This window comes from Blastococcus sp. SYSU DS0533 (genome assembly GCF_054050775.1).
In genome coordinates this window covers 106,684-130,380 of the sequence record NZ_JBJGZZ010000010.1, presented here as the reverse complement: position 1 = coordinate 130,380, position 23,697 = coordinate 106,684, and the positions used below count along the sequence as shown (strand labels likewise).

At 74.1% G+C, this 23,697-nt stretch carries 21 protein-coding genes and 1 tRNA gene; 8 read left to right on the top strand and 14 right to left on the bottom strand.

Annotation, left to right across the window (positions count from 1 at the left end; translation table 11 throughout):
• Positions 1-96 precede the first annotated feature (96 nt).
• The 6 genes from ACI79W_RS13610 to ACI79W_RS13585 form a co-directional block, all read right to left on the bottom strand.
• A complete protein-coding gene (locus tag ACI79W_RS13610) occupies positions 97-1,806 on the bottom strand; it encodes a serine/threonine-protein kinase (RefSeq protein WP_456562620.1) in 1,710 nt (569 codons plus the stop codon).
• Positions 1,806-3,251: a peptidoglycan D,D-transpeptidase FtsI family protein gene (locus tag ACI79W_RS13605; RefSeq protein WP_456562619.1), complete on the bottom strand. Its 1,446-nt coding sequence runs from the start codon at positions 3,249-3,251 to the stop codon at positions 1,806-1,808. The genes ACI79W_RS13610 and ACI79W_RS13605 overlap by 1 nt, the downstream gene beginning before the upstream one ends.
• Positions 3,248-4,654 (bottom strand): FtsW/RodA/SpoVE family cell cycle protein, encoded by a 1,407-nt coding sequence (locus tag ACI79W_RS13600; protein WP_456562618.1) that lies wholly within the window; start codon positions 4,652-4,654, stop codon positions 3,248-3,250. The genes ACI79W_RS13605 and ACI79W_RS13600 overlap by 4 nt, the downstream gene beginning before the upstream one ends.
• The gene (locus ACI79W_RS13595; protein WP_456562617.1) at positions 4,654-6,066 is read right to left on the bottom strand and encodes a PP2C family protein-serine/threonine phosphatase; all 1,413 of its coding nucleotides are present in this window, start codon (positions 6,064-6,066) and stop codon (positions 4,654-4,656) included. Before ACI79W_RS13595 ends, ACI79W_RS13600 begins: the two co-directional genes overlap by 1 nt.
• Positions 6,063-6,521: an FHA domain-containing protein FhaB/FipA gene (locus ACI79W_RS13590; RefSeq protein ID WP_456562616.1), complete on the bottom strand. Its 459-nt coding sequence runs from the start codon at positions 6,519-6,521 to the stop codon at positions 6,063-6,065. The genes ACI79W_RS13595 and ACI79W_RS13590 overlap by 4 nt, the downstream gene beginning before the upstream one ends.
• 85 nt (positions 6,522-6,606) lie before the next feature.
• Positions 6,607-7,425 carry an FhaA domain-containing protein gene (locus ACI79W_RS13585; RefSeq protein ID WP_456562615.1) on the bottom strand — a complete coding sequence of 273 codons (819 nt, stop codon included), beginning with the start codon at positions 7,423-7,425 and terminating at the stop codon, positions 6,607-6,609.
• Positions 7,426-7,598: 173 nt separating this feature from the next.
• Between ACI79W_RS13585 and ACI79W_RS13580 the strand changes: the two genes are divergently transcribed.
• Positions 7,599-7,681 (top strand) — tRNA-Leu (locus ACI79W_RS13580).
• A 111-nt stretch (positions 7,682-7,792) separates the two neighbouring features.
• On the opposite strand, the gene ACI79W_RS13575 is transcribed toward ACI79W_RS13580, so the two are convergent.
• Genes ACI79W_RS13575 through ACI79W_RS13560 form a run of 4 tightly spaced genes read right to left on the bottom strand, consistent with a single transcriptional unit; the run spans position 7,793 to position 11,715 of the window.
• A complete protein-coding gene (locus tag ACI79W_RS13575) occupies positions 7,793-8,215 on the bottom strand; it encodes an ATP-binding protein (RefSeq protein ID WP_456562614.1) in 423 nt (140 codons plus the stop codon).
• On the bottom strand, positions 8,205-8,540 hold the full coding sequence (locus ACI79W_RS13570; RefSeq protein ID WP_456562613.1) for an STAS domain-containing protein: 336 nt from the start codon (positions 8,538-8,540) through the stop codon (positions 8,205-8,207). Before ACI79W_RS13570 ends, ACI79W_RS13575 begins: the two co-directional genes overlap by 11 nt.
• Positions 8,537-10,531 carry a glycosyltransferase gene (locus ACI79W_RS13565; protein ID WP_456562612.1) on the bottom strand — a complete coding sequence of 665 codons (1,995 nt, stop codon included), beginning with the start codon at positions 10,529-10,531 and terminating at the stop codon, positions 8,537-8,539. The genes ACI79W_RS13570 and ACI79W_RS13565 overlap by 4 nt, the downstream gene beginning before the upstream one ends.
• Positions 10,528-11,715, bottom strand: a complete 1,188-nt coding sequence (locus ACI79W_RS13560) for a PP2C family protein-serine/threonine phosphatase (protein WP_456562648.1) — start codon at positions 11,713-11,715, stop codon at positions 10,528-10,530. Before ACI79W_RS13560 ends, ACI79W_RS13565 begins: the two co-directional genes overlap by 4 nt.
• A gap of 156 nt (positions 11,716-11,871) precedes the next feature.
• On the opposite strand from ACI79W_RS13560, the gene ACI79W_RS13555 reads away from it, so the two are divergent.
• Positions 11,872-12,828, top strand: coding sequence for a glycoside hydrolase family 26 protein (locus tag ACI79W_RS13555; protein ID WP_456562611.1), 957 nt, complete (start codon positions 11,872-11,874; stop codon positions 12,826-12,828).
• 37 nt (positions 12,829-12,865) lie between these two features.
• On the opposite strand, the gene ACI79W_RS13550 is transcribed toward ACI79W_RS13555, so the two are convergent.
• The 4 genes from ACI79W_RS13550 to ACI79W_RS13535 all read right to left on the bottom strand — a co-directional run bounded on the left by ACI79W_RS13550 (position 12,866) and on the right by ACI79W_RS13535 (position 19,140).
• Positions 12,866-15,733 (bottom strand): EAL domain-containing protein, encoded by a 2,868-nt coding sequence (locus ACI79W_RS13550; protein WP_456562610.1) that lies wholly within the window; start codon positions 15,731-15,733, stop codon positions 12,866-12,868.
• Between the two features lie 317 nt (positions 15,734-16,050).
• A complete protein-coding gene (locus ACI79W_RS13545) occupies positions 16,051-17,283 on the bottom strand; it encodes a diguanylate cyclase domain-containing protein (RefSeq protein ID WP_456562609.1) in 1,233 nt (410 codons plus the stop codon).
• 134 nt (positions 17,284-17,417) lie between these two features.
• Positions 17,418-17,888 carry a DUF1707 SHOCT-like domain-containing protein gene (locus tag ACI79W_RS13540; RefSeq protein WP_456562608.1) on the bottom strand — a complete coding sequence of 157 codons (471 nt, stop codon included), beginning with the start codon at positions 17,886-17,888 and terminating at the stop codon, positions 17,418-17,420.
• An 88-nt stretch (positions 17,889-17,976) separates the two neighbouring features.
• Entirely contained in the window at positions 17,977-19,140 is a 1,164-nt protein-coding gene (locus tag ACI79W_RS13535; protein ID WP_456562607.1) for an acyl-CoA dehydrogenase family protein, read from the bottom strand.
• 76 nt (positions 19,141-19,216) lie between these two features.
• Between ACI79W_RS13535 and ACI79W_RS13530 the strand changes: the two genes are divergently transcribed.
• The 6 genes from ACI79W_RS13530 to ACI79W_RS13505 all read left to right on the top strand — a co-directional run bounded on the left by ACI79W_RS13530 (position 19,217) and on the right by ACI79W_RS13505 (position 23,695).
• Entirely contained in the window at positions 19,217-19,699 is a 483-nt protein-coding gene (locus ACI79W_RS13530) for a GNAT family N-acetyltransferase (RefSeq protein ID WP_456562606.1), read from the top strand.
• Positions 19,700-19,781: 82 nt separating this feature from the next.
• On the top strand, positions 19,782-20,135 hold the full coding sequence (locus tag ACI79W_RS13525; protein ID WP_456562605.1) for a hypothetical protein: 354 nt from the start codon (positions 19,782-19,784) through the stop codon (positions 20,133-20,135).
• Between the two features lie 127 nt (positions 20,136-20,262).
• Positions 20,263-20,913 carry an RNA polymerase sigma factor gene (locus ACI79W_RS13520; protein WP_456562604.1) on the top strand — a complete coding sequence of 217 codons (651 nt, stop codon included), beginning with the start codon at positions 20,263-20,265 and terminating at the stop codon, positions 20,911-20,913.
• Positions 20,910-21,947, top strand: coding sequence for a hypothetical protein (locus ACI79W_RS13515; RefSeq protein WP_456562603.1), 1,038 nt, complete (start codon positions 20,910-20,912; stop codon positions 21,945-21,947). The genes ACI79W_RS13520 and ACI79W_RS13515 overlap by 4 nt, the downstream gene beginning before the upstream one ends.
• 97 nt (positions 21,948-22,044) lie before the next feature.
• The gene (locus ACI79W_RS13510) at positions 22,045-22,968 is read left to right on the top strand and encodes an aldose 1-epimerase family protein (protein WP_456562602.1); all 924 of its coding nucleotides are present in this window, start codon (positions 22,045-22,047) and stop codon (positions 22,966-22,968) included.
• Positions 22,969-22,975: 7 nt separating this feature from the next.
• Positions 22,976-23,695, top strand: a complete 720-nt coding sequence (locus tag ACI79W_RS13505) for an MOSC domain-containing protein (RefSeq protein WP_456562601.1) — start codon at positions 22,976-22,978, stop codon at positions 23,693-23,695.
• Positions 23,696-23,697: the final 2 nt, after the last annotated feature.

Below are 23,697 nucleotides of genomic sequence, written 5' to 3'. Positions count from 1 at the left end.
GGAGGCTGCCCGCGACGGTCGGTGCCGCGGGCTGCTGGCCGTCGGCGAGCCTAACCGCAGAACGGCCCGCATCCCGGGATCCCCGTGTCGGACTGCTCACTGACCGTTACCCAGCGTCGTCGCCGCGTTGGCGTCGGGGTCGGTCCCCGGATCGGCCGGCTCGGTCGTCGTGGTCGGCTCGGCCGACGTCGACGGGGCCGGGGTCCCCGCGGCGGAGGTCGACGTGCTCGTCGTCGCCGTGGTCGTCGTGGGCGCGGTCGTGGTCGGCTGCGTCGTGCTGGGCGGAGCGGTGGTCGTCGGCGGCGCCGTGGTGGCCGGGGGCGGCGGCTCCTCGTCGCCGTCCCCCTCGTCCTCGTCGTCCTCCACGGGCGCGGGGTCGTAGTCGTCCGGGGCGTAGAACAGCGTGACCGGGGTGTCCGGCGTCGCCTCGACCCCGGAGGGCTCGATGCCGACGACGTCGCCCTGGTCCAGCGTCTGGCCCAGCGCGGTGAGCAGCCCCGCGCTCGCCTCCTCCTGCGTGACGGAGGTGAACCCCGCCTCCCGCAGCTCCTCCTCCACCTCGTCGGCGTCGCGGCCGATGTACCGCGCCGGGTCGAGGAGGATCCCGCCGACCTCGGCGCTGGTGCTGGCCGCGCCGGTGGTGGACGAGGCGTCCTGGTCGGTGTTCCCACCGGAGTCCCCGAGCAGCACGTAGGTGGTGCCCGCGACCAGGAGCAGGAGCACCAGGGCTGCGGCCGGCCAGAGCCAGCGCCGGGTGCGCCGCGCCGGTGGCTCGTCGGCACCGACCCAGTCGTCGTCGTCCGACGCTGCCTGGAGCGGCGGCATGGGGCGGCCGCCGGTGGCCGGTGACACCGCGGGCATGCCGGCGGCCGGGGTGGCGAAGACCTGGGTGCGGCCGTCCCCGACCTCCACGATCTGGGTGGGCGCCGTGGCGGGCGCCACCAGGGCGCCGCCGGCGGCGGCCGGGCCGTCACCGGCGGCGACACGGCGGACGGCGTCGGCGAAGGCGCCGCCGTCGGTGAAGCGGTCGGCCGGGTCCTTGGCCAGGGCTCGTTCCACGAGCAGCCGGACCGCCGGGGGGACGTCGCCGGGGAGCGGGGGCGGCGGCCGGTTGATGTGCGCCAGCGCGATGGCCACCTGCGAGGCGCCGTCGAACGGCCGGACGCCGGCCAGGCACTCGAAGCCGACGACGCCGAGGGAGTACACGTCGGAGGCGGCCGTGACCTCCATCCCCTGCGCCTGCTCCGGGGAGAGGTACTGCGCGGTGCCCACCACCATGCCGGTGCGGGTCAGCGGGGCGGCGTCCCGGGCCTGGGCGATGCCGAAGTCGGTCAGCTTCACCACGCCGTCGGGGCGGACGATCAGGTTGCCCGGCTTGATGTCGCGGTGCACGACGCCGGCCCGGTGCGCGGCGGAGAGGCCGTCGGCGGCCTGGCCGAGCACGTGCAGCGTCCAGTCGACCGGTAGCCGCCCCTCCTCGTGCAGGATCGTCACCAGCGGCTGGCCCTCGACGAACTCCATGACCAGGAAGGCCAGGGTCTGCACGCCGCTGTCGTCGGTCGTCTCCCCGTAGTCGTAGACCGAGGCGATGTTGGGGTGGGACAGGGCCGCGGTGTGCCGCGCCTCGTTGCGGAACCGGGCCAGGAAGCTCGGGTCGTTGGTGTACTCGGTCTTGAGCACCTTCGCCGCGACGATCCGGTCCAGCACCCGGTCGCGCGCCTTCCAGACCTCCCCCATGCCGCCGGTGGCGATGGGAGCGGTGATCTCGTAGCGCCCGGCCAGCATGCTGCCGATCCCCAGTGCCATCAGCCGCCCTGCCCGTCGAAGTAGGCCGCCATGACGTCGCGCGCGATCGGTGCCGAGACGTCGCCGCCGGTACCCCCGCCGTTGGCCACGAACACGGCGACGGCGATCTGCGGGTCGTCGGCCGGCGCGAAGCCCATGAACCAGTTGTGGTCGGGCACGCCCTCGCGCACCTGCGCGGTACCGGTCTTGCCGGCCACCTCGATGCCGGGCAGGCGGGCGGCCCGCCCCGAGCCCCGTGCGACGACGCTCACCATCATCTCGGTGAGCTGGTCGGCGACCTCGGCGGAGACGGGCTCGTTGAGCACCTCCGGGTCGGCGGAGTCGATGACCGTCAGGTCGGGGGCGCGCAGCTCCTCGACGAGGTAGGGCTTCATCTGCACGCCGTCGTTGGCCACCGCGGAGGCGACCATCGCCGCCTGGAGCACGGTCATCCGGACGTCGCGCTGGCCGATCGAGGTCTGGGCGAGGGCGGCGTCGTCCACGATGTCGCCCACGGTGCTCGGCGCGACCTGCAGGGGGATCTCCAGCCCGCCGTCGTCCAGCCCGAACGCCTCCGCCATCTCGCGCACCTGTTCCTCGCCGAGGTCGAGGCCGAGCTGGGCGAAGGCGGTGTTGCAGGAGATCGTCAGGGCGTCCGTGAGCGACTGCTCGCCGCTGGGGCTGCAGGCCGAGCCGCCGAAGTTCGGGATCACCCGGCTGCTGTTCGGCAGTGGCAGCTCGCGGGGGGCCGGGACGACCGACTCCGGGGTGAGCCCCTCCTCCAGCGCGGCGGCCGCGACGATCACCTTGAACAGCGACCCGGGGGGGAAGTTGTCCCCGATCGTGCGGTTCACCCGGGGGTCGGGGTCCGCCCCGGTGAGCTGCTCCATGTTCTCGCGGATGACCGAGGGGTCGTGGCCGGAGACCAGACCGGGGTCGTAGGTCGGCGTGCTCGCCATGCCGAGGACGGCGCCGGTCCGCGGGTCGAGCGCGACGACGCCGCCGGTCACGCCGTCGAGGCCGGCCATGGCGGCGGCCTGCACGTCCGGGTCCAGCGTCAGGACGACGTCCCCACCGGCCGGGTCGCGCCCGGTGAACAGGTCGGCGATGCGGCGGACGAACAACCGGTCGTCGTCCCCGGACAGCACGTCGTTCATGACGTCCTCGAGGTACCGGTTGCCGTACACCAGCGAGTGGTACCCGGTGACCGGCGCGTACAACGGCCCCTGCGGGTAGGTGCGCAGGTACTCGAGGCGGCCGTCGGTGGGGACCGAGAGGGCGACCTCGGTCCCCTCGACGATGATCGAGCCGCGCTCCCGGTCGTAGGAGTCGGCGATCACGCGGGTGTTGCGGGTGTCCGAGCGAAGGTCGTCCGACCGGACGACCTGGATGACGTTGACGTTGACGATCAGCAGCGTGAAGAGCACCAGCACGCTGATCGCGACCCGGCGCAGCGGGGCGTTCACGGCGTCACCACCTCGGTCGGGGCGTCACCCAGGCGCACGGGTGCGGCGTGGGGCGCCGTCGGGCGGCGGGCGGCGTCGCTGATGCGGACCAGCAGCGCGACGAGCACGAAGTTCGCCACCAGCGACGACCCGCCGTACGCCAGGAACGGCGTGGTCAGGCCGGTCAGCGGGAGCAGCCCGGTGACGCCGCCGAGCACCACGAACACCTGCCACGCGATGGCGAACGCCAGGCCGGTGGCCAGCAGCTTGCCGAAGGCGTCGCGGACGACCAGCGACGTGCGCAGCCCGCGCTCGACCAGGATCAGGTAGACGACGATCACCGCGACGAGCCCGAACAGGCCGAGCTCCTCGCCGACGGCGGCAGCGATGAAGTCGCTCTTGGCCACCGGCACCTGGTCGGGGCGGCCGCCACCGAGCCCGGCACCGAACAGCCCGCCGGTCCCGAGGCCGAACAACGACTGCATCAGCTGGTACCCGGCGCCGTCGTAGTACGCCGACGGGTCCAGCCAGGTGTTCACGCGGGCCTGCACGTGGGCGAAGATCTGGTAGGCGATGAAGGCGCCGCCGGCGAAGAGGGCCAGGCCGATGAAGAGCCAGCTGGCGCGCTCGGTGGCCACGTACAGCATCACCACGAAGATGCCGAACAGCAGCAGCGAACTGCCCAGGTCGCGCTCGAAGACCAGCACCAGGATGGAGACGATCCAGGCGAGCAGCACCGGGCCGAGGTCGCGGCCGCGCGGGAGCTCGATCCCGGCCACCTTCTTGCTGGCCAGCGCCAGCACGTCGCGCTTGTCCACCAGGTAGGCGGCGAAGAAGACGACCAGGCAGATCTTGGCGAACTCGCCCGGCTGGATGGAGAAGCCGGCGACCCGGATCCAGATCTTGGCCCCGTTGACCTCGGAGATCGATGCCGGCAGCACGGCCGGGACGGCCAGCAGCACCAGCCCGACGAGCGCGAGCGTGTAGGCGAAGCGGGCCAGCGTGCGGTGGTCGCGGATGACGACGAGCACTGCGACGAAGAGCGCCACACCGAGGGTGGCCCACACCAGCTGCACGGGGGCGTCCTCGCGGGTGACGGTGCTGCCCACCTGCTCGGCGGCGAGGTCGAGCCGGTGGATCACGGCCAGTCCCAGGCCGACGAGCAGGGCGACGGCCGGCAGCAGCAGCGGGTCGGCGTAGGACGCCCACCGGCGGACGACGAGGTGGGCCACGACCCAGAGCGCGGCGATCCACACGCTGAAGCCGGCCATCTGCGGGCGCAGCTCACCGGTGACGGTGAGGTCGACGATGATCTGGGCCACCACGGTGATCAGAACGGCGAAGGCGAGCAGCAGCGCCTCGGTGCCCCGGCGGGTGGGCGTCCCGGCGGCGGCCGCGCGCGGGTCGGTGACGGGCCCGGCCATCAGTCGACCTCCCGGCAGTCCACCCCCGGCACGGACGACGAGGTCGTCCGTGCCGACGACGGGGCGGCCGGCGTCTCCTCCGGGGCCAGCCCCTCCGGGAGGGCAGCGTCGCCGGGGGCGGGCTCCTGAGCGGTCGTCGGGGCGGCCGCCGGGGGCGTCGGTGTGCTGGTGGGCTCCGTCGCGCCGCCGCCGGTCGGCCGGCAGATCGGCAGCCGCTGGTCGGCCAGCGCGGAGACGATCCGCTCGGCGTCGGCGGAGTCGTCCGCGGTGATGCTGCCGAGCACCCGGTTGCGCGCCGCGGGGGTCAGGTCGCCGAGGGCCAGGTCGGTGCCGCGGTCCAGGCGGTAGAGGTCCATGCCCAGGAAGGAGACGTCGAGCCCGCGGAAGACGGCCACCTGCCGGTCGTCGCCGGAGCCGTTCACCCCCACGAACCAGTTGTTGAGCGCCCAGAAGTACATGCCGATCGCCCCCGCCACCAGCACGGTGAGAAGGGCCCCCGCCACCAGGAGGATGCGCATCGGGCGGCGGCGGGCGGAGGGGCCGCCGCCCGTCGGCAGCGTGGGTGTCGGCGGGGGAGCGGAGGCCTGGTCGGCGAGCGCCGCGCGGCCGGCGGCCGAGCGAGGGTCCACCTCGCGCTGCCCGATGTTGTCGCCGGCGGCGCCGTCCACCACCGGGTCGAATCGGCCGTTGCTGCCGGTGTCCTCCAGGACGTCGGCGACGATCACGGTGATGTTGTCCGGCCCGCCGCTGCGCAGCGCCAGCTCGACCAGCCGGTCCGCGGTCGCCTCCGGGTCGGGGTTCTGCAGGGCCTCGGCGAGGGTTTCCTCGCTCACGACGCCGGAGAGGCCGTCGGAGCACAGCAGGTAGCGGTCGCCCGCGCGCGCTTCCCGCATGGAGAGGTCGGGTTCCACCTCCTGCCCGTTGAGGGCGCGCAGCAGCAGGGAGCGCTGCGGGTGGTGGTTGGCCTCCTCCGGCGTGATCCGGCCGTCGTCGATCAGCGTCTGCACGAACGTGTCGTCGTGGGTGATCTGGGAGAGCTGGCCGTCGCGGACCAGGTAGGCCCGGGAGTCGCCGACGTGGCAGAGAGCCAGCCGGCCGCCCGCGAAGAGGATCGCGGTGAGCGTGGTGCCCATGCCCTCGAGCTGCGGCGACTCGCGGATGACCTCGCGCAGGTGCTCGCTGCCCTCGAACACCGCCGAGCGCAGCGCCTGGAGCATGTCGCCGCTGGGCGTGTCGTCGTCGAGGTGCTCGAGGGCGGCGATGACCACCTTGCTGGCGATGTCACCGGCGGCGTGGCCACCCATGCCGTCGGCCACGGCCAGCAACCGGGGCCCGGCGTAGACCGAGTCCTGGTTGTTGCCGCGGATGAGGCCGCGGTCGGAGCGCGCGGCGTAGCGGAGGACCAACGTCACGAACGCAGCTCCAGTGCGGTCTGGCCGATGCGGATCGGCTGGCCGGGGGCGACCTGCAGCGGTCCCTGGACGCGCTGCTGGTCCAGGTAGGTGCCGTTGGTGGAACCGAGGTCCTCGACGTACCACTGCCCGCCCCGGTTGGTCAGGCGGGCGTGCCGGGAACTGGCGAAGTCGTCGGTGAGGACGAGCGTCGAGTCGTCGGCCCGGCCGATCAGGATGGGCTGGTCACCGAGGGTGATCTTGGTCCCCGTCAGCGGGCCGGCGGTGACCACCAGCGACTTGGGGCCGCGGTGCCCGCGCTTCTTCGGCGCCGCGGCGCGGGGGGGCACGGTGGCCACGCGCCCGGGGCGGCCGCCGAACAGGTCGGCCCGCACCACGCGGAACGCGGCGAAGATGAACAGCCACAGCAGCAGCAGGAAGCCGAAGCGGAAGATCTGGACGACGAGCTCGGTCACGGGCGCACCCCGCCCTGCACCTGCCCGGGATCGAGGCGGAGCGCCTGCTCCCGGATCCGGCCCGGCTGCGTCCGCACGGACCCGGTCACGCCCCGTCCTGCCGGTAGACGAGCACCGAGTGGCCGATGCGGATGACGTCGCCGTCGCTGAGCGGCTGACGGGTGATCCGCCGGCCGTTGACCAGCGTCCCGTTGGTCGACCCCAGGTCCTCGACGGTGGCGACGTCCCCGTCCAGGACGACGTCGACGTGCTTGCGGCTGACCCCGGTGTCGGGGATGCGGATGTCGGCCTCGGTGCCGCGGCCGATGACGTTGCGCCCGGTGGACAGCTCGTGGCGGGTCCCCGGGCCGTCGACGACCAGGACGTGCGTCACCGCCGTGCGCGAGCCCGCGCGGCCGACCACGGAAGGGTTCTGCTTGCCGGTGTCGGTGGCCATCCGCCCGCGCAGCGGGGGCAGCGGGGGCAGCGGCGGGTGACCGGCCACCGGGGCGGAGGCCATCGGGGGTGCGTCGGCCCGGGCGTGGGGCCGGGCCGGGTCGGCGACCTGGGAGCTGACCTCGAAGACGCCGGTGGTCAGCTCGTCGTCCCGCTCGAGCGCGACGGTGACCTTGTCGAAGACCTGGTAGCCCTCGTCCTCGATGTGCTCGGTGACCATGTCGGCGAGCTCGCCGGCCAGCTGGTCGGACCACTGGCCCAGGTGCTCGTAGTCGGTCTCCCCGAGGCGGACGACGTAGACGTTGGGCGCCAGCACGCGGCCCTCGCCGAGTATCGAGCGCTGCTCGTCGGCCTCCCGCTGGAGGGCCTTGGCGATCTCGGCCGGGTGCACCTTGCCCTTGAACAGGCGGGCGAAGGCGAGCCCGACCATGCCTTCGAGCCGGCGCTCGAAGCGCTGCAGCACACCCACAGTCGCTCCTCTGCGCTCGCCGGACGTCCCACTCTGCCATCCGTGATCGTAGCCGGGCCGGACGCGGCTGACCGCCCAGGAAGGCGCGACGCCCCGCACGTCGTCCTCACGCGCCGCGGTCGGACCCCCTCGGCGGCGGGGTGCCGTGCGGCTGCTACTGTCTTCCCTCGCCAGGGCAAGTGGCGGAATGGCAGACGCGCACGGTTCAGGTCCGTGTGTCCGAGAGGACGTGGGGGTTCAACTCCCCCCTTGCCCACACCGATGACAGCGGCCCCCGGGATGCCCCGGGGGCCGCTCTCGTCGTCGACGGAGGTCGTCGCCTGGACGCCGCACCGGCGGCGGCCGGGGAGCACGCCTCCCTCCGCGGTCACGCGTCCTCCGGCCGGCGGCGGCGTACGACACGCCAGTGGTTGACCGCGCCATCCCGTCGGTAGGTCAGTTCGTCGACCGCAGCCACGGCCAGGGCCAGGCCCCGCCCGGACTCGGCGAGCTCGTCGGGCAGGGTCACGACGTCGAGGTCCACCGCAGCCGGTCGACCACGGTCCTGGAGGTGGGCCTCCAACCGGTCCGGGTACACCGTCAGCTCGACGGTGAACGTCCTGCCGGGTGCGGTGCCGGCGTGCTTGACGACGTTGCCGGCGATCTCGGTGACCGCGGTCTCGAACCGCAGGCGGTCGCCGTGGGGAACGGCCGGGCTCTCCTGCCACAGGTCGGTGATGAGCTCGTGCAGAGCCTCGAGGGCTGCCGGCTGGACCGGCAGCGTCCGGGTGCGGAGCACCTCAGGTCGCATCGAGTGCCTCCGCCACGCTGGGGTAGGCCCTCAGCACCCGGTCGAGGTTGGTCAGCTGGAGCACCATGCGCACCTGCTCGCCGGGCGCGGCGATGCGAAGGTCGCCACCCGCCTGCCGGGCGGTCTTGAGGCCGCCGATGATGGCGCCCAGCCCGGACGAGTCGATGAACTCGCAGACGCTGAGGTCCACGACGATCCGAGTCCTACCTCCGGCGAGCGCCTGGGTCACGGCTGCGCGCAGCTGAGGGGCGGTCACCATCGTCAACCGGCCTTCGGGCCGGAGCAGGGCCGCTCCCGGTGCGGTGTCGGTGTCGACGTCGATCACGTCCCTGCCTCCTCGTTCGCGGCCGGTCCGCGGTAGCGACCGGCCTGGATGATGACGCTGAGCACGACCAGGTCGTACAGCACCCAGACGACGTTGACCCAGGTCCCGACCGCTGTCGGCGCCAGCCCCAGGGCCAGCCGGACGAGGCCGACGACCAGGGCGGTGACCAGGAGGCCGATCGTGATGAGCTGCGGCAGCACCAGGCGCCAGGGGAACCCGCTGCTCTCCTGGCGGGTCTTCGGCGTCACCACGAAGCCGAGACTGCGGCCGAACACGACGTTGCCGACGGCGGTCGTGCAGGCGCGTATCCACAAGGGGAACAGCGCCAGGCTGTACTGCTGACCCCGCCAGGTCCTGATCCCGTAGCCGACGACGAGGAAGAGGAGCTGGGTGGCGAGAAGGTAGGGCGCGAGCCGGATCAGGAAGTCGCCGCCGAAGCTCTCCACCGGCCGGATCCCGAAGAACAGGTAGAGGACCGGTGCCGCGATGTAGACGACGGCTGCGAAGCCGGACAGGTAGCTCCACATGGTGGCGAGGTACATCAGCCGCTGCCCGGCGCTCAACCCGCGCTGGACCAGGGGGTTCTCGCGGAGCATCACCTGCAGGGTGCCCTGCGACCAGCGCAGCCGTTGCTGCAGCATCGTGCCGAGGTCCTCGGGTGCCAGCCCCCGGGCGAGCACCTCGTGGTGGTAGACCGTGCGCCAGCCGAGCGCGTGCAGCCGCATGGCGGTCGCCATGTCCTCGGTCACCGAGATGGTGGCCAGCGGCATCACCGGCTGGGCCTCGTGGCCGAGGCCCACGTCCACCGCGTCGACCAGCGCCTTGACCGACTCCAGCGCCCCCAACGGTGACCAGTCCCGCTGGGCGAGGCGACGCAGGGCCACTTCGTCGATCACGACGGCGCCCAGTTCGCTGTCCGGCTCGACCGGGAGCGTCCGGATCGCCGCCAGGTCGTCCTGGAGGGCAGCCACGTCGGCGGCCACCACGCCCTGGCCGGCGGCGTCGACCCGCCGCTGGAAGCGGTAGGTGATCTCGGAGACCGGTTCCCCCGCCCGCAGGGCGCCCCGGGCCTCCCTGACGGCGGCGGCCACGTCGTCGAGCGCGGCCAGGACGGCGGGGGCCTGGTCACGTGCCTCCTGCCGGGCGCGCGCGATGACGTCCTGGGCGGTCCGCAGGGCGGAGGCGACCGCGCGTTCGACCTCGCGCACGTACCCCACGACGCCGAGCTGCATGAGCGCCTCTCGGCGCAGCACGGCGTTCGAACCGCAGAAGAAGGCGGCGTTCCAACCGTCCTTCCCCTGCTGGATGGGTCCGTAGAAGAGCGGTGCCTGGCTGCCCAGTGGGTCGGCCTCGTCGACGTTGACGAACCACTGCGGCGTCTGGACCAGGGCCACCTGCGGGTCGCGGAAGTAGCCCAGGGTGCGGTCGAGGATGGCCGGGTCGGGCACCTGGTCGGCGTCGAGGATGAGCAGGAACTCGCCGTCGGTGGTGAACAGCGCGTTGTTGAGGTTGCCGGCCTTGGCGTGGCGGGGCCGCTCGGCCCAGTCGGCGCTGCGCGTGATGTAGCCGATGCCGGCCTCCAGCGCGGCGGCCCGCAGGTCGGCCCGGTCGCCGTCGTCGAGCACCCAGGTCCGGTGCGGGAAGCGGATGGCGTCGGCGGCTCGCGCGGTGGTCATCACCAGGTCGAGGGGTTCGTTGTACGTGGTGATGAAGACGTCGACGGTGGCGTCCGGTGGCGGTGCGTCCGGCTCCCCCCGTTGCCGCCACCGCCACATCGTCGCGCCGAAGAGGAACGCGTCGATCAGGCTGTAGGTCTCGGCGAGCACCAACGGCACGGCGATCCACCAGTTGTCCCAGTTCACCGAGAACAACCACCGCCAGGCCACGTAGTTCACCCCGGTGACCAGGGTGAGCACCACGAGCACGCGGATCAGCGCGAGCCGGGCCTGCCGCCCCGCGGGGGCCCGGTGCCGGGGGCGCGCGTGTCTCACCGGATCCGCCGGACGACCAGCACGGCGACGTCGTCGGCGAGCGGATCCGCCATCCGTGCCCATCGGGCGATGCCGTTGACGATGTCGGCAGCTCCGGCCGACCGGAGCGCCAGGGCGGTGATCTCGTCGAGGGCGGCCAGCGAGCCGTCGAAGAGGTCGAGCACCCCGTCGCTGAAGGCCACCACCGTGTCCCCGGGCGCAAGGACGACGCTGTCGTCGACCCACTCCTGGCCGGGGAGCACCCCGAGGGGCAGGCCCCCGGCCGGAGGCCGCTCGACGGTCCCGTCGGCGCGCAGCAGGAGCATGAGTCCGTGGCCGGCATCGCTGTAGCGGAGGACGTGTTGGTCTGGTGAGAGGCGCGCGTGGCACAGGGTGACCAGCGTGGCGGTCCGGTCGAGGTCCTCGTACAGCGCCTCAGCGGCCTCGGCGAGGGCTGCGGCGGGCTCGGTGTGCCGCCCGACCGCCCGCATGGCCGCCCGCACGGTCGCCATGATGATCCCGGCCGACAACCCCTTGCCCATCACGTCGCCGAGCGTGAGGACCAGGTCCCCACCGGGAGCCTGGTACCAGTCGATGAAGTCACCGCCGACCGCGCGGGCAGGCACGCATGCACCCAGCACGTCGTACCCGGTGACGTGCGGGCGGTGGCGGGGGAACAGCGCCCGCTGGACGGCACCGGCCTGCCGCATCTCGGCGGAGCGGGTGAGTTCCTGCTCGACCCAGCCGGCGAGCTCGTCCAGCAGTTCCTGCTCGGTCGGCGCCAGTTGCCGGGGGCGGTCGTCGATCAGGCACAGGGCACCGACCTGGTAGCCGCCCGGGGCCCGCAGCGGGCGCCCGGCGTAGAAGCGGATGTGCGGATCACCGAGGACCAGGGGGGACCCGGCGAACCGTGCGTCCGCGACGGCGTCCTCGACCACCAGGATGCCGGGGTCCTTGATGGTCTCGTTGCAGAAGGCGTCGGCCCGGGGCGAGTCGTTCAAGGGAGCGCCCTCGGCCGACTTGACGTGCTGGCGCTCCTGGTCGACCAACGTGACCGCGGCGGTGGAGACGCCGAAGAGCCGGCGGGCCAGCCGGGTGATGCGGTCGAACCGTTCCTCCGGGCCCACGTGCAGCACCCCGAGGTCCTCGAGTGCCCGGACCCGGTTCTCCTCGTGCGCGGCTGCTGGCCCGCCGGCGGCCGACATCGTCACGGATTCCCCTCACCGTCCGTACGCTCCACCCGCGGCGTCCTGCAGGGCGGTTCGTCCCACGATGCCCCGACCAGCCGCTTCCCGCTCGTCGGCAGGTCGGCGGAGGCCGACATCAGGCGAGGTCGTGACGCAGCGTGAGAGCCTGGGCCGGTGGGACGGTGTCGCGCGCTCCTGTCGGCGGCCCTGCTGGCCGTCGTGGCCATGCCCCTCGTCGCCGGCTGCTCCGCTCCGGCGCCGCTCACCCTGGGGGTCGCGGCCGACGAGCCGGGCGCATTGGACGACTTCCGGGCGACGGCCGGGGCGCCCGCCGGGATCTACCAGTGGTTCCAGGCCTGGGAGGGGGCGCCGCCGTTCGACGCCGAGCGGGCGGAGGCTGCCACCCGGCGAGGAGCTCTCCCGCTGCTCACCTGGGAACCGTGGGCTCCCGGTGCGGGTGCCGAGCAGCCCGATTACGCCTTGGACCGCATCGCTGCAGGGGCGCACGACGAGTACGTGGCCGCGTTCGCGAGGCAGGTCCGGGACTGGGGGCGTCCAGTGGCACTGCGGTTCCTCCACGAGCTGAACGCGCCCTTCTACCCCTGGGGTGCCGGGGTGAACGGCAACCGACCCGCCGACGCGGTGGCTGCCTTCACCCATGTCCGGCAGGTCTTCGAGCGGGAGGGTGCGCGCCGCGTCGTCTGGGTGTGGTGCGTGAACGTCCCCGCGCCGGGATATGCCGCGATCGAACCCTTGTTCCCCGGCGACCACGTCGTCGACTGGGTCGCCGTCGACGGGTACAACGGAGGCTCGGCGCTGCCCTGGGGTGGCTGGCGGACGCCCGAGCAGCTGTTCGGGGGGACGCTGGATGCGTTGGCCCGCCTGTCGGACCGCCCTGTGGCGATCACGGAGGTGGGTTCGGCGGAGCAGGGCGGCGACAAGGCCGAGTGGATCACGGGGTTGTTCGGCCTCGTCGCCGAGCGGGACGTACGGGTGCTGGTCTGGTTCGACTACGTCAAGGAGGCCGACTGGCGGATCGCCAGCTCGTCGTCGTCCGCCATGGCTTTCCGCGGTGCAGCGACGGCCCCAGGGCGGCTGGGGCCCCCACCGCTGCCTGGTCGGATCCGCTGACCCACCGGCAGGTCGCGTGGGCCCCCGGCTCCCGTCGTCACCGGTGCTCGGGCGTCGATGCTCCGTTCCTCGCGGCGAGGAGATCCCGCACGACCGGCGGTGGCGCCGGACGGCCGAACAGGTAGCCCTGCACGCGGTCGCAGGCCATGTCGTGGAGCGCCTCGGACTGGGCGTGCGTCTCCACGCCTTCGGCCACGACACGAAGGCCGAGGCCGTGGGCGAGACCGATGATCCCGGCGACGAGCGGTGAGGAGGGTGCGGACCCGGTCAGCTGAGAGGTGAAGGACCGGTCGACCTTGAGCTCGCTCACCGGCAGCCGCTGGAGCTGGGCCAGGGAGGAGTAGCCGGTGCCGAAGTCATCCACGGAGATGCCGACACCGAGGGCGCGGAGGTGCTCGAGGTGGCCGTGGCGGGTGGCGACCTCGGTGAGCACCTGGCTCTCGGTCACCTCCAGGGTCAACGACCGGGCCGGCAGCCCGGTCTCGGCGAGGACGCGGAGCACGGTCCCGGCGAAGTCGGGATCGGTGAGCTGGACGGCGGAGACGTTGACGGCCACCTCGAGGTCCAGCCCGTCTGCCCGCCAGGCCGCGACGGTCCGGCACGCTTCGAGCAGGACGTGGTCGCCGATCTCGCGGATGCGACCGCTCGCCTCGGCGATGGGCACGAAGATGTCGGGCGGGACGGGGCCGAGGGTGGGGTGCTGCCAGCGCGCGAGGGCCTCGACGGCGACGATGCGGCCGCTCGCGAGGTCGACCTGAGGCTGCAGGTGGAGGGCGATCTCTCCTCGTCCGACCGCGCTGTGCAGATCGGTCTCCAGGCGCAGGCGCTCCCGTGCCCGCTGGTCGTGCTCCTCCAGCCCCGCGGGACCGGTCTTGCAGCGGTGCATGTCCTCCTCGGCGCGCTGGAGCAGGTCCTGGGCCGCGTCCAGGACGGCGTCGTCGGGCATGTGCCCCGGCACCTCGGCCACGGCGAGGCCGATGGCCAGGTCGACGAACACCTCGTCGTGCCCCACCCGCACCGCAGGGGCCAGGGACCGGTGGATCCGGTCGACCACCTCTCGGGCGTCGGGCTCGGACGTGCCGGGCAGCAGGACGGCGAACTCGTCACCGCTGAACCGGGCCACGGTGTCGTGGTCGCGGACCGCCGACCGCAGCCGGCGGGCGACCTCCGTCAGCACCTCGTCGCCGGCGCCGTGCCCGAGGCTGTCGTTGACGCGCTTGAGCCGGCTGACGTCGCAGAAGAGCAGGGCGGTGCGGCCGGCCGGGGCATCGGGACGGCTCAGCGCCTTCTGCATGCGCGAGTGCAGGAGGGTGCGGTTCGGCAGACCGGTGAGCGCGTCGTGCGCGGCCCGGTGCCGCATCTCGTCCAGCAGCTGCGTGTTGTCCAGCGCCACACCGGCCAGGCCGGACAGACCCCAGAGGCGTTCGGTGATCCCCTCGCCGAGGGTGGTCGGCGGTGTGCTGTCGACCCAGTGAGCGAGGACGATCCCCACCAGCCGGTCGTCGACCTTGATGGGCACCCCGCCCATCGCGGTGACCCCGAAGTGGCCGAGCACCTCGTCGGCCCAGGCCGAGCTCGACCGGTCGACCAGCATGGGCGCCCCGACGGCGATCAGCTCGCACAGCTCGGGGCTCTCCTGCGTGGTGGTCACGAACCCGGCCAGGTGCTCGGCCGGCCCCGGCGGCCAGCCGCTCAGGCCGGCGATCCAGACCGCCTGCATCCCGGGATCCCACAGGGCGACCGCAGCGCGGTCGGCGCCGCAGAGACCGGGCACGGCATCGGCGACGGTCTGGGCGATCTGCTGCGCCTCCCGACGTCCGGCCAGTGACCGCGCGACGGTGAGCAGCAGCCGTGCGGTCTCCTCCTGCTCGCGTGCCTCCGTGAGCGATGCCGTCATCTCGATGGCCGCTGCCGCGTGCCGGGCGTAGGCGGTGAGCAGGTCGACGTCGCCGGGGAAGGGCTCCTGGCCGGGCCAGCCGACGACGGCCAGGATCCCGTAGTCCCGCGTCGCGGAGGCGACCGGCACGGACAGCACCGAGGCGCCCCCGACCTCCCGGCACCCGACCTCGAGCGGCCGGTCCCCGATCGCGGCCAGCACCGAGGACCCGAGGCCGCGCGAGCGCACGTGCCGCTTCCCGTGCGGCAGCCGGACGTCGAGGACGTAGCCGGGGGCGTGCACGGCGCGGTCCGCGCGCTCGGCGACGCGGTCGAGCACCTCCTCCAGGGAGTCGCCGTTGAGCAGGTCGGTGACCGCCTCCTGCAGGTCGTGCAGGCGCTCCGCCGTCTCCGCCACGGCCGCGTGCGCCGTGCCCTTGGACGTGGGGCGGGGCCGGCCGCGGACCCGCCACCGGGAGCGGGAGGGCTGCTCCTCCTGCCAGGTGACCGTGTACCGGCACCGCGGGGCGCCGTCGACCTGGCAGCTCCAGTGCTCGACGAGCGCGGGTGGGAAACCGAACAGCACCGGAACCTCCCTGAGCATGCCGATGTTGTAGTCGCAGTCCACGCGACCGGGGTGGTGCGGCGGCAGCACCCGCCAGGTCAGCTGCGCGGTCCCGTCCGCTGCCGACTCGCAGCGGAACACCGCGGAGGTGTCCAGGCGGGTGGAGATCCGCGACACCTGACGGAGCAGTCCGGCTGGGGTCCCGAAGGTGGTCAGCACGCGCCGCAGCGCCGTCACCGCAGGATCCGACATGGCGGCCTCGCCCAGTGCGAGCCCGATCCGCGGGTCACCGAGCTCCTCGGCTGCCGCGTCGAACAGGCGCAGCTTCTCCGTGTAGGACACCCTGCTCCGGAGGCTCTGCAGCGATGTCCGCCGGTCCGCCAGACCTGCGCGCTCGAGCACGCGCTCGGCGGCGCCCCCGGCGCCCCGCGCGGTGACCACCCGCAGCACCAGGCGCGTGGTCACCGTGGAGGTCCCCGCCAGTGCTGTTGCTTCGTCCACGGTGCCCCCGTCCTGTCCGGCCAGGCGCTGACGCTCAGCCACCTGCTCCCGTCTTCACAGCCGGTATCGGCCGATCGGGTCTCGACTTGAGGCCCCGAGTGCGTCCCTCCCCCGCATGAGTGCTGCAGCGCCCCGCGGATCGTCCGTCTCGGCCAGGGCCGGAGATGCGCACGGCTCCGCGCGTGCGACCCGTGGCCGGGGACGGTGGCGCCCTCGAGGCATCGACCATTCGCTGTCGGCCAGGCTCGCGCACGCGAACCTCCGGGCCGGCGCAGCTGCTCTCAGCAGCAGCTCACGGTGCGGACGCGTCCTCGGCCCGCGTCCTTCGCCGCGTACATGGCGCTGTCGGCGGCACGGAGGACGTCGTCGAACGTCGCATGCGGGGGCGCCGACGCCACCCCGATGCTGCACGAGACCAGGATCGTCCTCCGTCCGACCCGGACTTCGTCCGTGAGGACGTGGAGGAGGTCCTCGCCCAGCTCTGCGGCGGTCGCGTGGTCCGTCGCGGGGAGGACCACGGCGAACTCGTCCCCGCCGAGGCGGCCGATCACCGCGCCGGGGACGACGGTCGTCACTCGCTCGCGGAGCGCACCCGCCAGACGGACGAGCAGCTGGTCACCGAGGGCGTGGCCACCGCGGTCGTTGACGTCCTTGAACCGGTCCAGGTCGATGAACAGCACCGCCCCTCCACCGGCGAGTGCTGCGGCGCCTGACTCGGTGAAGCAGCTCCGGTTGGCCAGGCCGGTCAGCGGGTCCTGCCGGGCCATGCGCTCGGTGTCGTTCCGCCACCGGGCGGCTTCCGTGGCCAGGGCGGAGAGCCGGTCGACGGCGCTCCGCAGCACCTGCAGCTGCGGCTGGTCGGCATCCGGGGCGAGATCGCGTGCGGTGGCCGCCAGCAGGTCCAGGGTGGTGGCGAGGGGTCGGCCGGTGGCCATCTGTTCCAGGGCTCGGCCCTGGGCGGCCAGCAGCCGGCCGGTCCAAGCCTGCGCGGCCGCGCGGCGCCGCAGGGAGAGCACGACGCGGACCAGCCCGGCGAGGGTGTGCAGCACTTGCTGGTCACCGTCGGTGAAGGTGCGTGGTGCCCCGTCGAAGACGCTCAGGGCGCCGAGGACGAAGCCGTCCTCGTCGATGAGGGGCACGCCGGCGTAGGCGGCGACGCTGCCGGTCCGCACGAGCGGGTTGGCGGCGAAGACCGGGTGGGTCCGGGCGTCGGCGACCGTCATCGGCGCACGCTCGGTGACGACATGGGCGCAGAAGGAGACCTCGTCGTGCACATGGGTGCGCGGGACTCCCACCCCGTGCTCGGCGGGGTAGCACTGGAGGTCGGGACTGACGAGATTGATGAGCGCGATCGGCACGTCCAGCGTCCGGGCCATGTGCGCCACGAGGGCGTCGAGCTCGGCAACCGCGTCGTGGCCGGCCAGCCGGTAGCTGCTGACCGCCGCCAGGCGCGCCGGGTCCGCGACGGACGCGGATACGGCGGTGGACGTCAGCGGGCTCGGTGGGGCGGACACGGGAGTGCTGTCGGGACCACCGGCGGAGACCTTGAGCGGTCCGGCCCGATCGGGGGGGTTCTCGCCGGGCGCTGCGGCGATCCGGACAAGCCGCCGGCTGCCCGGCGGTCGGCCCGGGGTCAAGGCGCCACCGCTCAGCGGCCGTGCACGGCCCGCGGGCCCCGCCCACCGTCGGGGTCCGCATCACGACCGCCGCCGAACGTCCGGCCCATGAGCAGGACGGCGCCCCACGGCACGATCACCCAGAACGGCCAGAAGTAGAGCAGCTCGCCCGACGCCAGCGACGTGATGCCCCAGACGAGCAGGACGATGACCGCGGTGCTCGACCACGACCCCCACTGGACCCGGAGGTGGCTGCGCCCGTGGCCCCGGCTGCCGCACGCGGGCGCGGGGTGCGCCGACCGGGCCGCCGCCGGGCGCGGAGCCGCGGCGGGCAGGTCGGTGGTCAGCTCGGCGAGCTCGCCGAAGGTGCGGGCCGCGTACGCCCGGGCCAGCCGCTCGTCGTACTCGGCGACGGTCAGCCGGCCTTCCGACATCGCGCGGCCCAGGGTGGTGGCGACGGCGGCGCGGTCGGAATCGGCGGCGCGGAGGTGGGGCTCGGCCACGGTGCGCTCCTCGTTCGGGGACACCAGTCTGGGCCGCGGGACCCCGCCGGGACCACTGACAGCTGTCACCGGTTCCACGTGGAACCCGTCAGCCCGCGGGTGGCACCGCCCCCGCCGTCAGGTGGCGGCCGATGACCATCCGCTGGATCTGGTTGGTGCCCTCGAAGATCTGCATGACCTTCGCCTCGCGCATGTACCGCTCGGCCGGGTGGTCGCGGGTGTAGCCGGCACCGCCGAGCACCTGGACGGCGTCGGTGGTGACCTTCATGGCGGCGTCGGTGGCCACCAGCTTCGCGATGCTGGCCTGGCGGGAGAACGGCTTGCCCGCGTCCTTGCGGCGGGCGGCCACGAGGTAGGTGGCCCGGGCGGACTCCACCGCCGCAGCCATGTCGGCGAGCAGGAACTGCACGCCCTGGTGCTCGGCGATCGGACGCCCGAACGCCTCCCGCTCGACGGCGTACGCGACGGCGACGTCGAGGGCCGACTGGGCCAGGCCGACGGCGACGGCGCTGATGCCCAGGCGCCCGGAGTCCAGGGCCCCGAGGGCGATGGCCATGCCGCGGCCGGGCTCGCCCACCAGCCGGTCGGCGGGGATGGCCACGTCGTCGAGCCGGATCGCCGCGGTCGTGGAGCCGGTCAGCCCCATCTTCTCCTCGGGCTTCGCGGCGCTGAAGCCGGGCAGGTCCGGGGTGAGGTGGAAGCAGGAGATGCCCCGTGGCCCGTCCGCCGGGGTGCGCAGGAACGTCGAGTAGAAGTCGGCGTGCCCGCCGTGGGTGACCCACGCCTTCTCGCCGCGGGCGATCCAGCCGTCGTCGGTGGGGGTGGCGCTGGCGCGCATGGCCGCGACGTCCGAGCCGGCGTGGGCCTCCGACAGCGAGTAGGCGCCGATCAGGGTGCCGCCCACCATCTCGGGCAGCAGGTCGCGGCGCTGCGCCTCGGTGCCGAAGTTCGCGATGGGGGAGCAGGCCAGCGTGTGCACGCTGATGCCCAGTGCCACGGTGGCCCAGCGCGCGGCGAGCTCCTCGAGCACCTGCAGGTAGACGGCGTAGGGCTGCCCGCCGCCGCCGACCTCCTCGGGGAAGGGCAGCCCCATGAGCCCGGCCTCCCCGAGGAGGCGGAACGCCTGGCGGGGAAAGCGCTCCTCGCGCTCGTGCGACGCCGCCTGCGGGGCCAGCTCGGCGTCGGCGATCTCCCGGGTGAGGTCCAGCAGGTCCTCGGCCTCGGCGGTGGGCAGTTCGCGGTCGACCGGCACGGTGCTCCTTCGCATCGGGGCGTCCAGCGGACGGTACCTCCGCAGGCTGCGCGGGCCGTTGGCAGGATCGGCGTCCGTGATCATCGAGACGGCAGCCTGGGACGACCCCGACGTCCGGCGGCTCACCACCGACCAGCAGACCGAGGTGCGCGCCCGCTACGGCGGCAAGGACGAGCCGGGCACCCACCCCTCGGCCGCCGACGTCGCGGTGGTGCTGCTCGCCCGTGACGACGACGGGACGGCGCTGGGCTGCGGAGCCCTCCGGGCGCTCGGGGACGGCGTGGCCGAGGTCAAGCGCATGTACGTGGTGCCGGCCGCGCGGGGGCGCGGGGTGTCCAAGGCGGTGCTGGCCGCGCTGGAGGACGCCGCCCGTGGCTGCGGCTGGACGACGCTGCGGCTGGAGACCGGCCCGCTCCAGCCGGAGGCGGTCGGCCTCTACGCGGGCGCCGGCTACCGACCGACCGCGGCCTTCGGTGACTACGTGGGCGACCCCGACGCAGCCGGTTCCCTGTTCTTCGAGCGGGTGGTCGCGGGACCGGTCCTTCCTGCTCCGGGCTGACCAGGAACGACGGCAGGGTGTGTGAAGGTGTCCCGACGCGGTCGGGCACCGGCAACCCGATCGAATCGCCGAAGGGACCCCCATGCGCCTCCGCCCGCTCGCCGTGGCCACCGTCGCGGCCGCTCTGCCCTTCTCGCTCTCCGCCTGCGGCGGCGCCGGCGTCGAGGACTTCTGCGCGCAGTACGACGCGATCGACCAGATCCAGTCGGACGAGACCGACCAGGCCAAGGCCGAGCTGGAGGAGCTGGCCGACGTCGTCCCGGACGAGGCCGGGGACGAGGTGCAGGAGGCCGTGGACCTCATGGCCGAGATGTTCCCGGCCGACGGCGACCTGGAGGGTGCGGTGACCAGCGGAGAGCTGAGCGAGGACGACGCCCAGGAGTTCCTGGCCGCCGCAGGGACCGTGACCGGCTACGGCGACGAGAACTGCGCCTGAGCCCGGCGCGACGGGGCGCGCCGCACCGGGGGTCCGGAGCGGCGCAGGGCGGCGTGAACCGGATCCCGCGCACCGGACATCAACGGGTGTGACGACTTCACCGATCGCGGCCGGCTCACCACCGACCGTGAGCCCCACGGCGGTGCACCGGTCCGCCGGTCCACCCGAGGACCCCCCGCGTCTGCGGTCGCTGCCCGACGCCCTCCCCGGCGACGCCGAGCTGATCGCCCGCTCGGTCGACGACCCTGCGGAGTTCGCCCCGCTGTTCGACCGGCACGCCGCCACCGTCCACCGCTACCTGGGCCGCCGCGTGGGGGAGCTCGCCGACGACCTGCTCAGCGAGACGTTCCTCGTCGCCTTCCGGCGTCGCGCGGCCTACCGGCCCGAGCACGTCGAGGTCCGGCCGTGGCTGCTGGGCATCGCGACCAACGTCGTGCACGGTCACCGGCGCACCGAGCAGCGCCGCTACCGGGCGCTGGCCCGGGCCGCCGCCGAGCCCGAGCGGCACGGCGAGGACCCGGGTGAGTCCGCCGACCGGCTCGACGCCCAGGCGCTGCACGGACCGCTCGCCGCCGCGCTGGCGCGGCTCGAGCCCCGGGACCGGGACACCCTGCTGCTGCTCGCCTGGGGCCAGCTCGGCTACGAGGAGATCGCCGCCGTCCTCGACGTCCCCGTCGGCACGGTGCGCTCCCGGCTGCACCGCGCCCGCCGCCAGACCCGCGCCGCCCTCGGCGACGTCTCCCCCTTCGCGCCGACCTCCGAGGAGGAGGACCGATGAACGACCTGACGCTCCTCCGCGAGGCCGGCCCCGCCGCCCCACCGCTCTCCCCCGCCGCCCGCTCGGCCGCCCGAGCCGCGCTGCTCGCCGAGATCGAGGGTCCGGCCCCCCGGCGGCGCCCGGGCCGGCGGCTCGTCGTCCGCACCGGGGTGGCGACCGTGGCGGTGGCCGCTGCCTGGACCGCTGCTGTCGTCATCGCCGCCCCGGACGGCCCCGGCACGCCGGCCACGAGCGTGACCCTGGTCGACTTCGCGATGCCGACCTTCCCGCTCTCGCTCGACCCGGCACCGGCCGGCATGGCCCCGGCGTTCAGCGGCGACGGGGAGTCCGCCGGCTTCGCCGAGTACGACTCTGCCGACGGGACCGACCGGTTCACGGTCGGGGTCCACGAGGAGGAGCCGGACTGGCTCGAGGACGCCCACGCCTCCGTCGACGTGACCGAGCGCGCCGAGGTCGGCGTCGGTGGCGTGGACGCCGACCTCGTCCGGGGGGTGCGCGACGTCTACTGCGACGACGGCCTGACGGTCTGCCAGCGGGAGCGGTTCGCCGAGCTGCTCTGGGAACGCCGGGACGACCAGTGGATCGTCATGACCGGCGAGGGCCGCTACAGCCGGACGGCCGACCTCGTCGCGGTCGCCGGGTCGCTGGTCGACCGGCCGCAGCGGGCCACGCTCACCGCGGAACTGGCCCCGGCCGGCTGGTCCGTGCAGTTCTACAAGATGGGCCGGGTCCTCACGCTGGTCAACGACTCCTACGAGCAGCAGACCATCACCGTGCACGTGCCGCTGCCCGAGGACGTCCCCCCGCTGCCGCAGGTGCGCGAGAACCTCATGGGCCCGGTCGGCCCGCAGCTCGACGTGACGGTGCAGGGCCGGCCGGCCGCGCTGGTGCGGGTCGACAACGGCCTGAGGGACCGCGGCTGGTTCCTCCAGGCGCAGTTCGCGGACGGCACCGCCTTCACGCTGCAGGTGCCCGATGCCTTCACCCAGGAGCAGGTGCTGGAGTTCGCCGAGCAGGTGGCCTACAACCCCTGACGCGCCAGATCTGCACACCCGCCCCCGTCGACGGCTCGATGGGGGCGGGTGCAGATCTCGCCGGGGCAGCGGGGCGGGGATGTGGTGAGCTGACGCCATGCCCGACGTCTGGCCCGGCCCCGACCCCGACCGCACCGAGGTGGAGCTCGCCGCCGGCGACGCCACCCTCGCCGTCGACCTGCGCGGCGGCACGCTGCGCCGGCTCGCCGTCGGCGGCTGGGAGGTGCTGGACGGCTACCCGGCCGGGGAGGTGCTGCCCGGCTGGCGCGGCGCCACCCTGGTGCCCTGGCCCAACCGCCTCCGGCACGGCCGCTGGAACTGGCGGGGGACCGAGTTGCAGCTCGACGTCCGCTCGCCCGAGGAGCCGCACGCCATCCACGGCCTGGTCACCTGGCAACCGTGGGCGGTGCTGGCGGAGGCGCACGGGTCCGTCACGGTCGGGACGACGGTCGAGCCGCAGCCCGGCTACCCGTTCCGGCTCGCCGTCGCGGTGGAGCACGCACTCACGGCCGGCGGGCTCACCAGCACGCTGCGGGTCCTCAACAGCGGGACCGGGCCGGCGCCCTTCGGCGCCGGGTTCCACCCCTACCTCTCGGTCGGGGCGGTGGAGGACGGCGGGATCGGTGAGGCCGAGCTGGTGCTGCCGGCCCGCACGGAGCTGCTCCTGGACGGCGGGCTGCCGACGGGGGAGCGGCAGCCCTTCGACGGCGACGTCGGCCGGATCGGCGACCGCGCGCTCGACACGCCGCTCACCGACCTGCAGCGCGACGACGACGGCTGGTGGCACGTGCGGCTGCGGGGCAGCGCCGGTGAGCTCACCGTCTCCGCGGACGCCGCCTGGCCGTGGCTGCAGGTCTACACCGGGGACACGCTCCCCGAGGGCCAGTGGCGGCGCAGCCTGGCGGTCGAGCCGATGACCTGCCCGCCGAACGCGCTGGCCGACGGCGTCGACCTGCACGTGCTCGAGCCGGGTGGGGAGTGGGCCGGCACCTGGTCGCTGACCTGGACCCCGGCGGCCTGACGTGCGGGTGCTCGAGCTCTGGCGCTACCCGGTGAAGTCGCTGCAGGGCGAGCGGCTGACCGAGGCGGAGGTGGGCCCGCTCGGGCTCGAGGGCGACCGGCGCTGGGCGCTGTTCGACCGGGACACCGGCTTCGGGCTGACCGCCCGCCGGGTGCCCGAGCTGCTCTTCGGCGCGGCCCGGCTGCGGCCGGACGGCGGGGTGCAGGTGGTCCTGCCCGACGGAACGGTCTCCAGCGACGAGGCGGTGCTGTCGCGCTGGCTGGACCGCCGGGTGGAGCTACGGGCGGCGCCGGAGGACTGCGCCGACGTCCCGACGTACGAGTCCGCCGTGGACGACGACGAGCCCGATCCCGCGGAGTGGCTGCAGTGGGAGGGGGCGCCGGGTCCCTTCCACGACAGCCCGCGGATCCGGCTCTCCCTGGTCTCGACCGGCACCCTCGGCACCTGGGACCGGCGTCGCTTCCGGGCCAACGTCGTCCTCGACGGCGCGGGCGAGGACGCGTTGCGGGGGACGGAGGCCGAGCTCGGCGGGGCGAGGCTGCGGTTCGGCACGGGGATCCCGCGCTGCGTGATGACCACCCGGCCCCAGCCCGGCGGGATCGCGCGCGACACCTCGGTGCTCAAGACCGTGCACCGCCAGCGGGAGGGCCTGCTCGCGGTGCGGGCCGCCGTGCTCGCCCCGGGCCGGGTCCGGGTCGGTGACGAGCTGCGCGGCGCGGCAGACTGAGC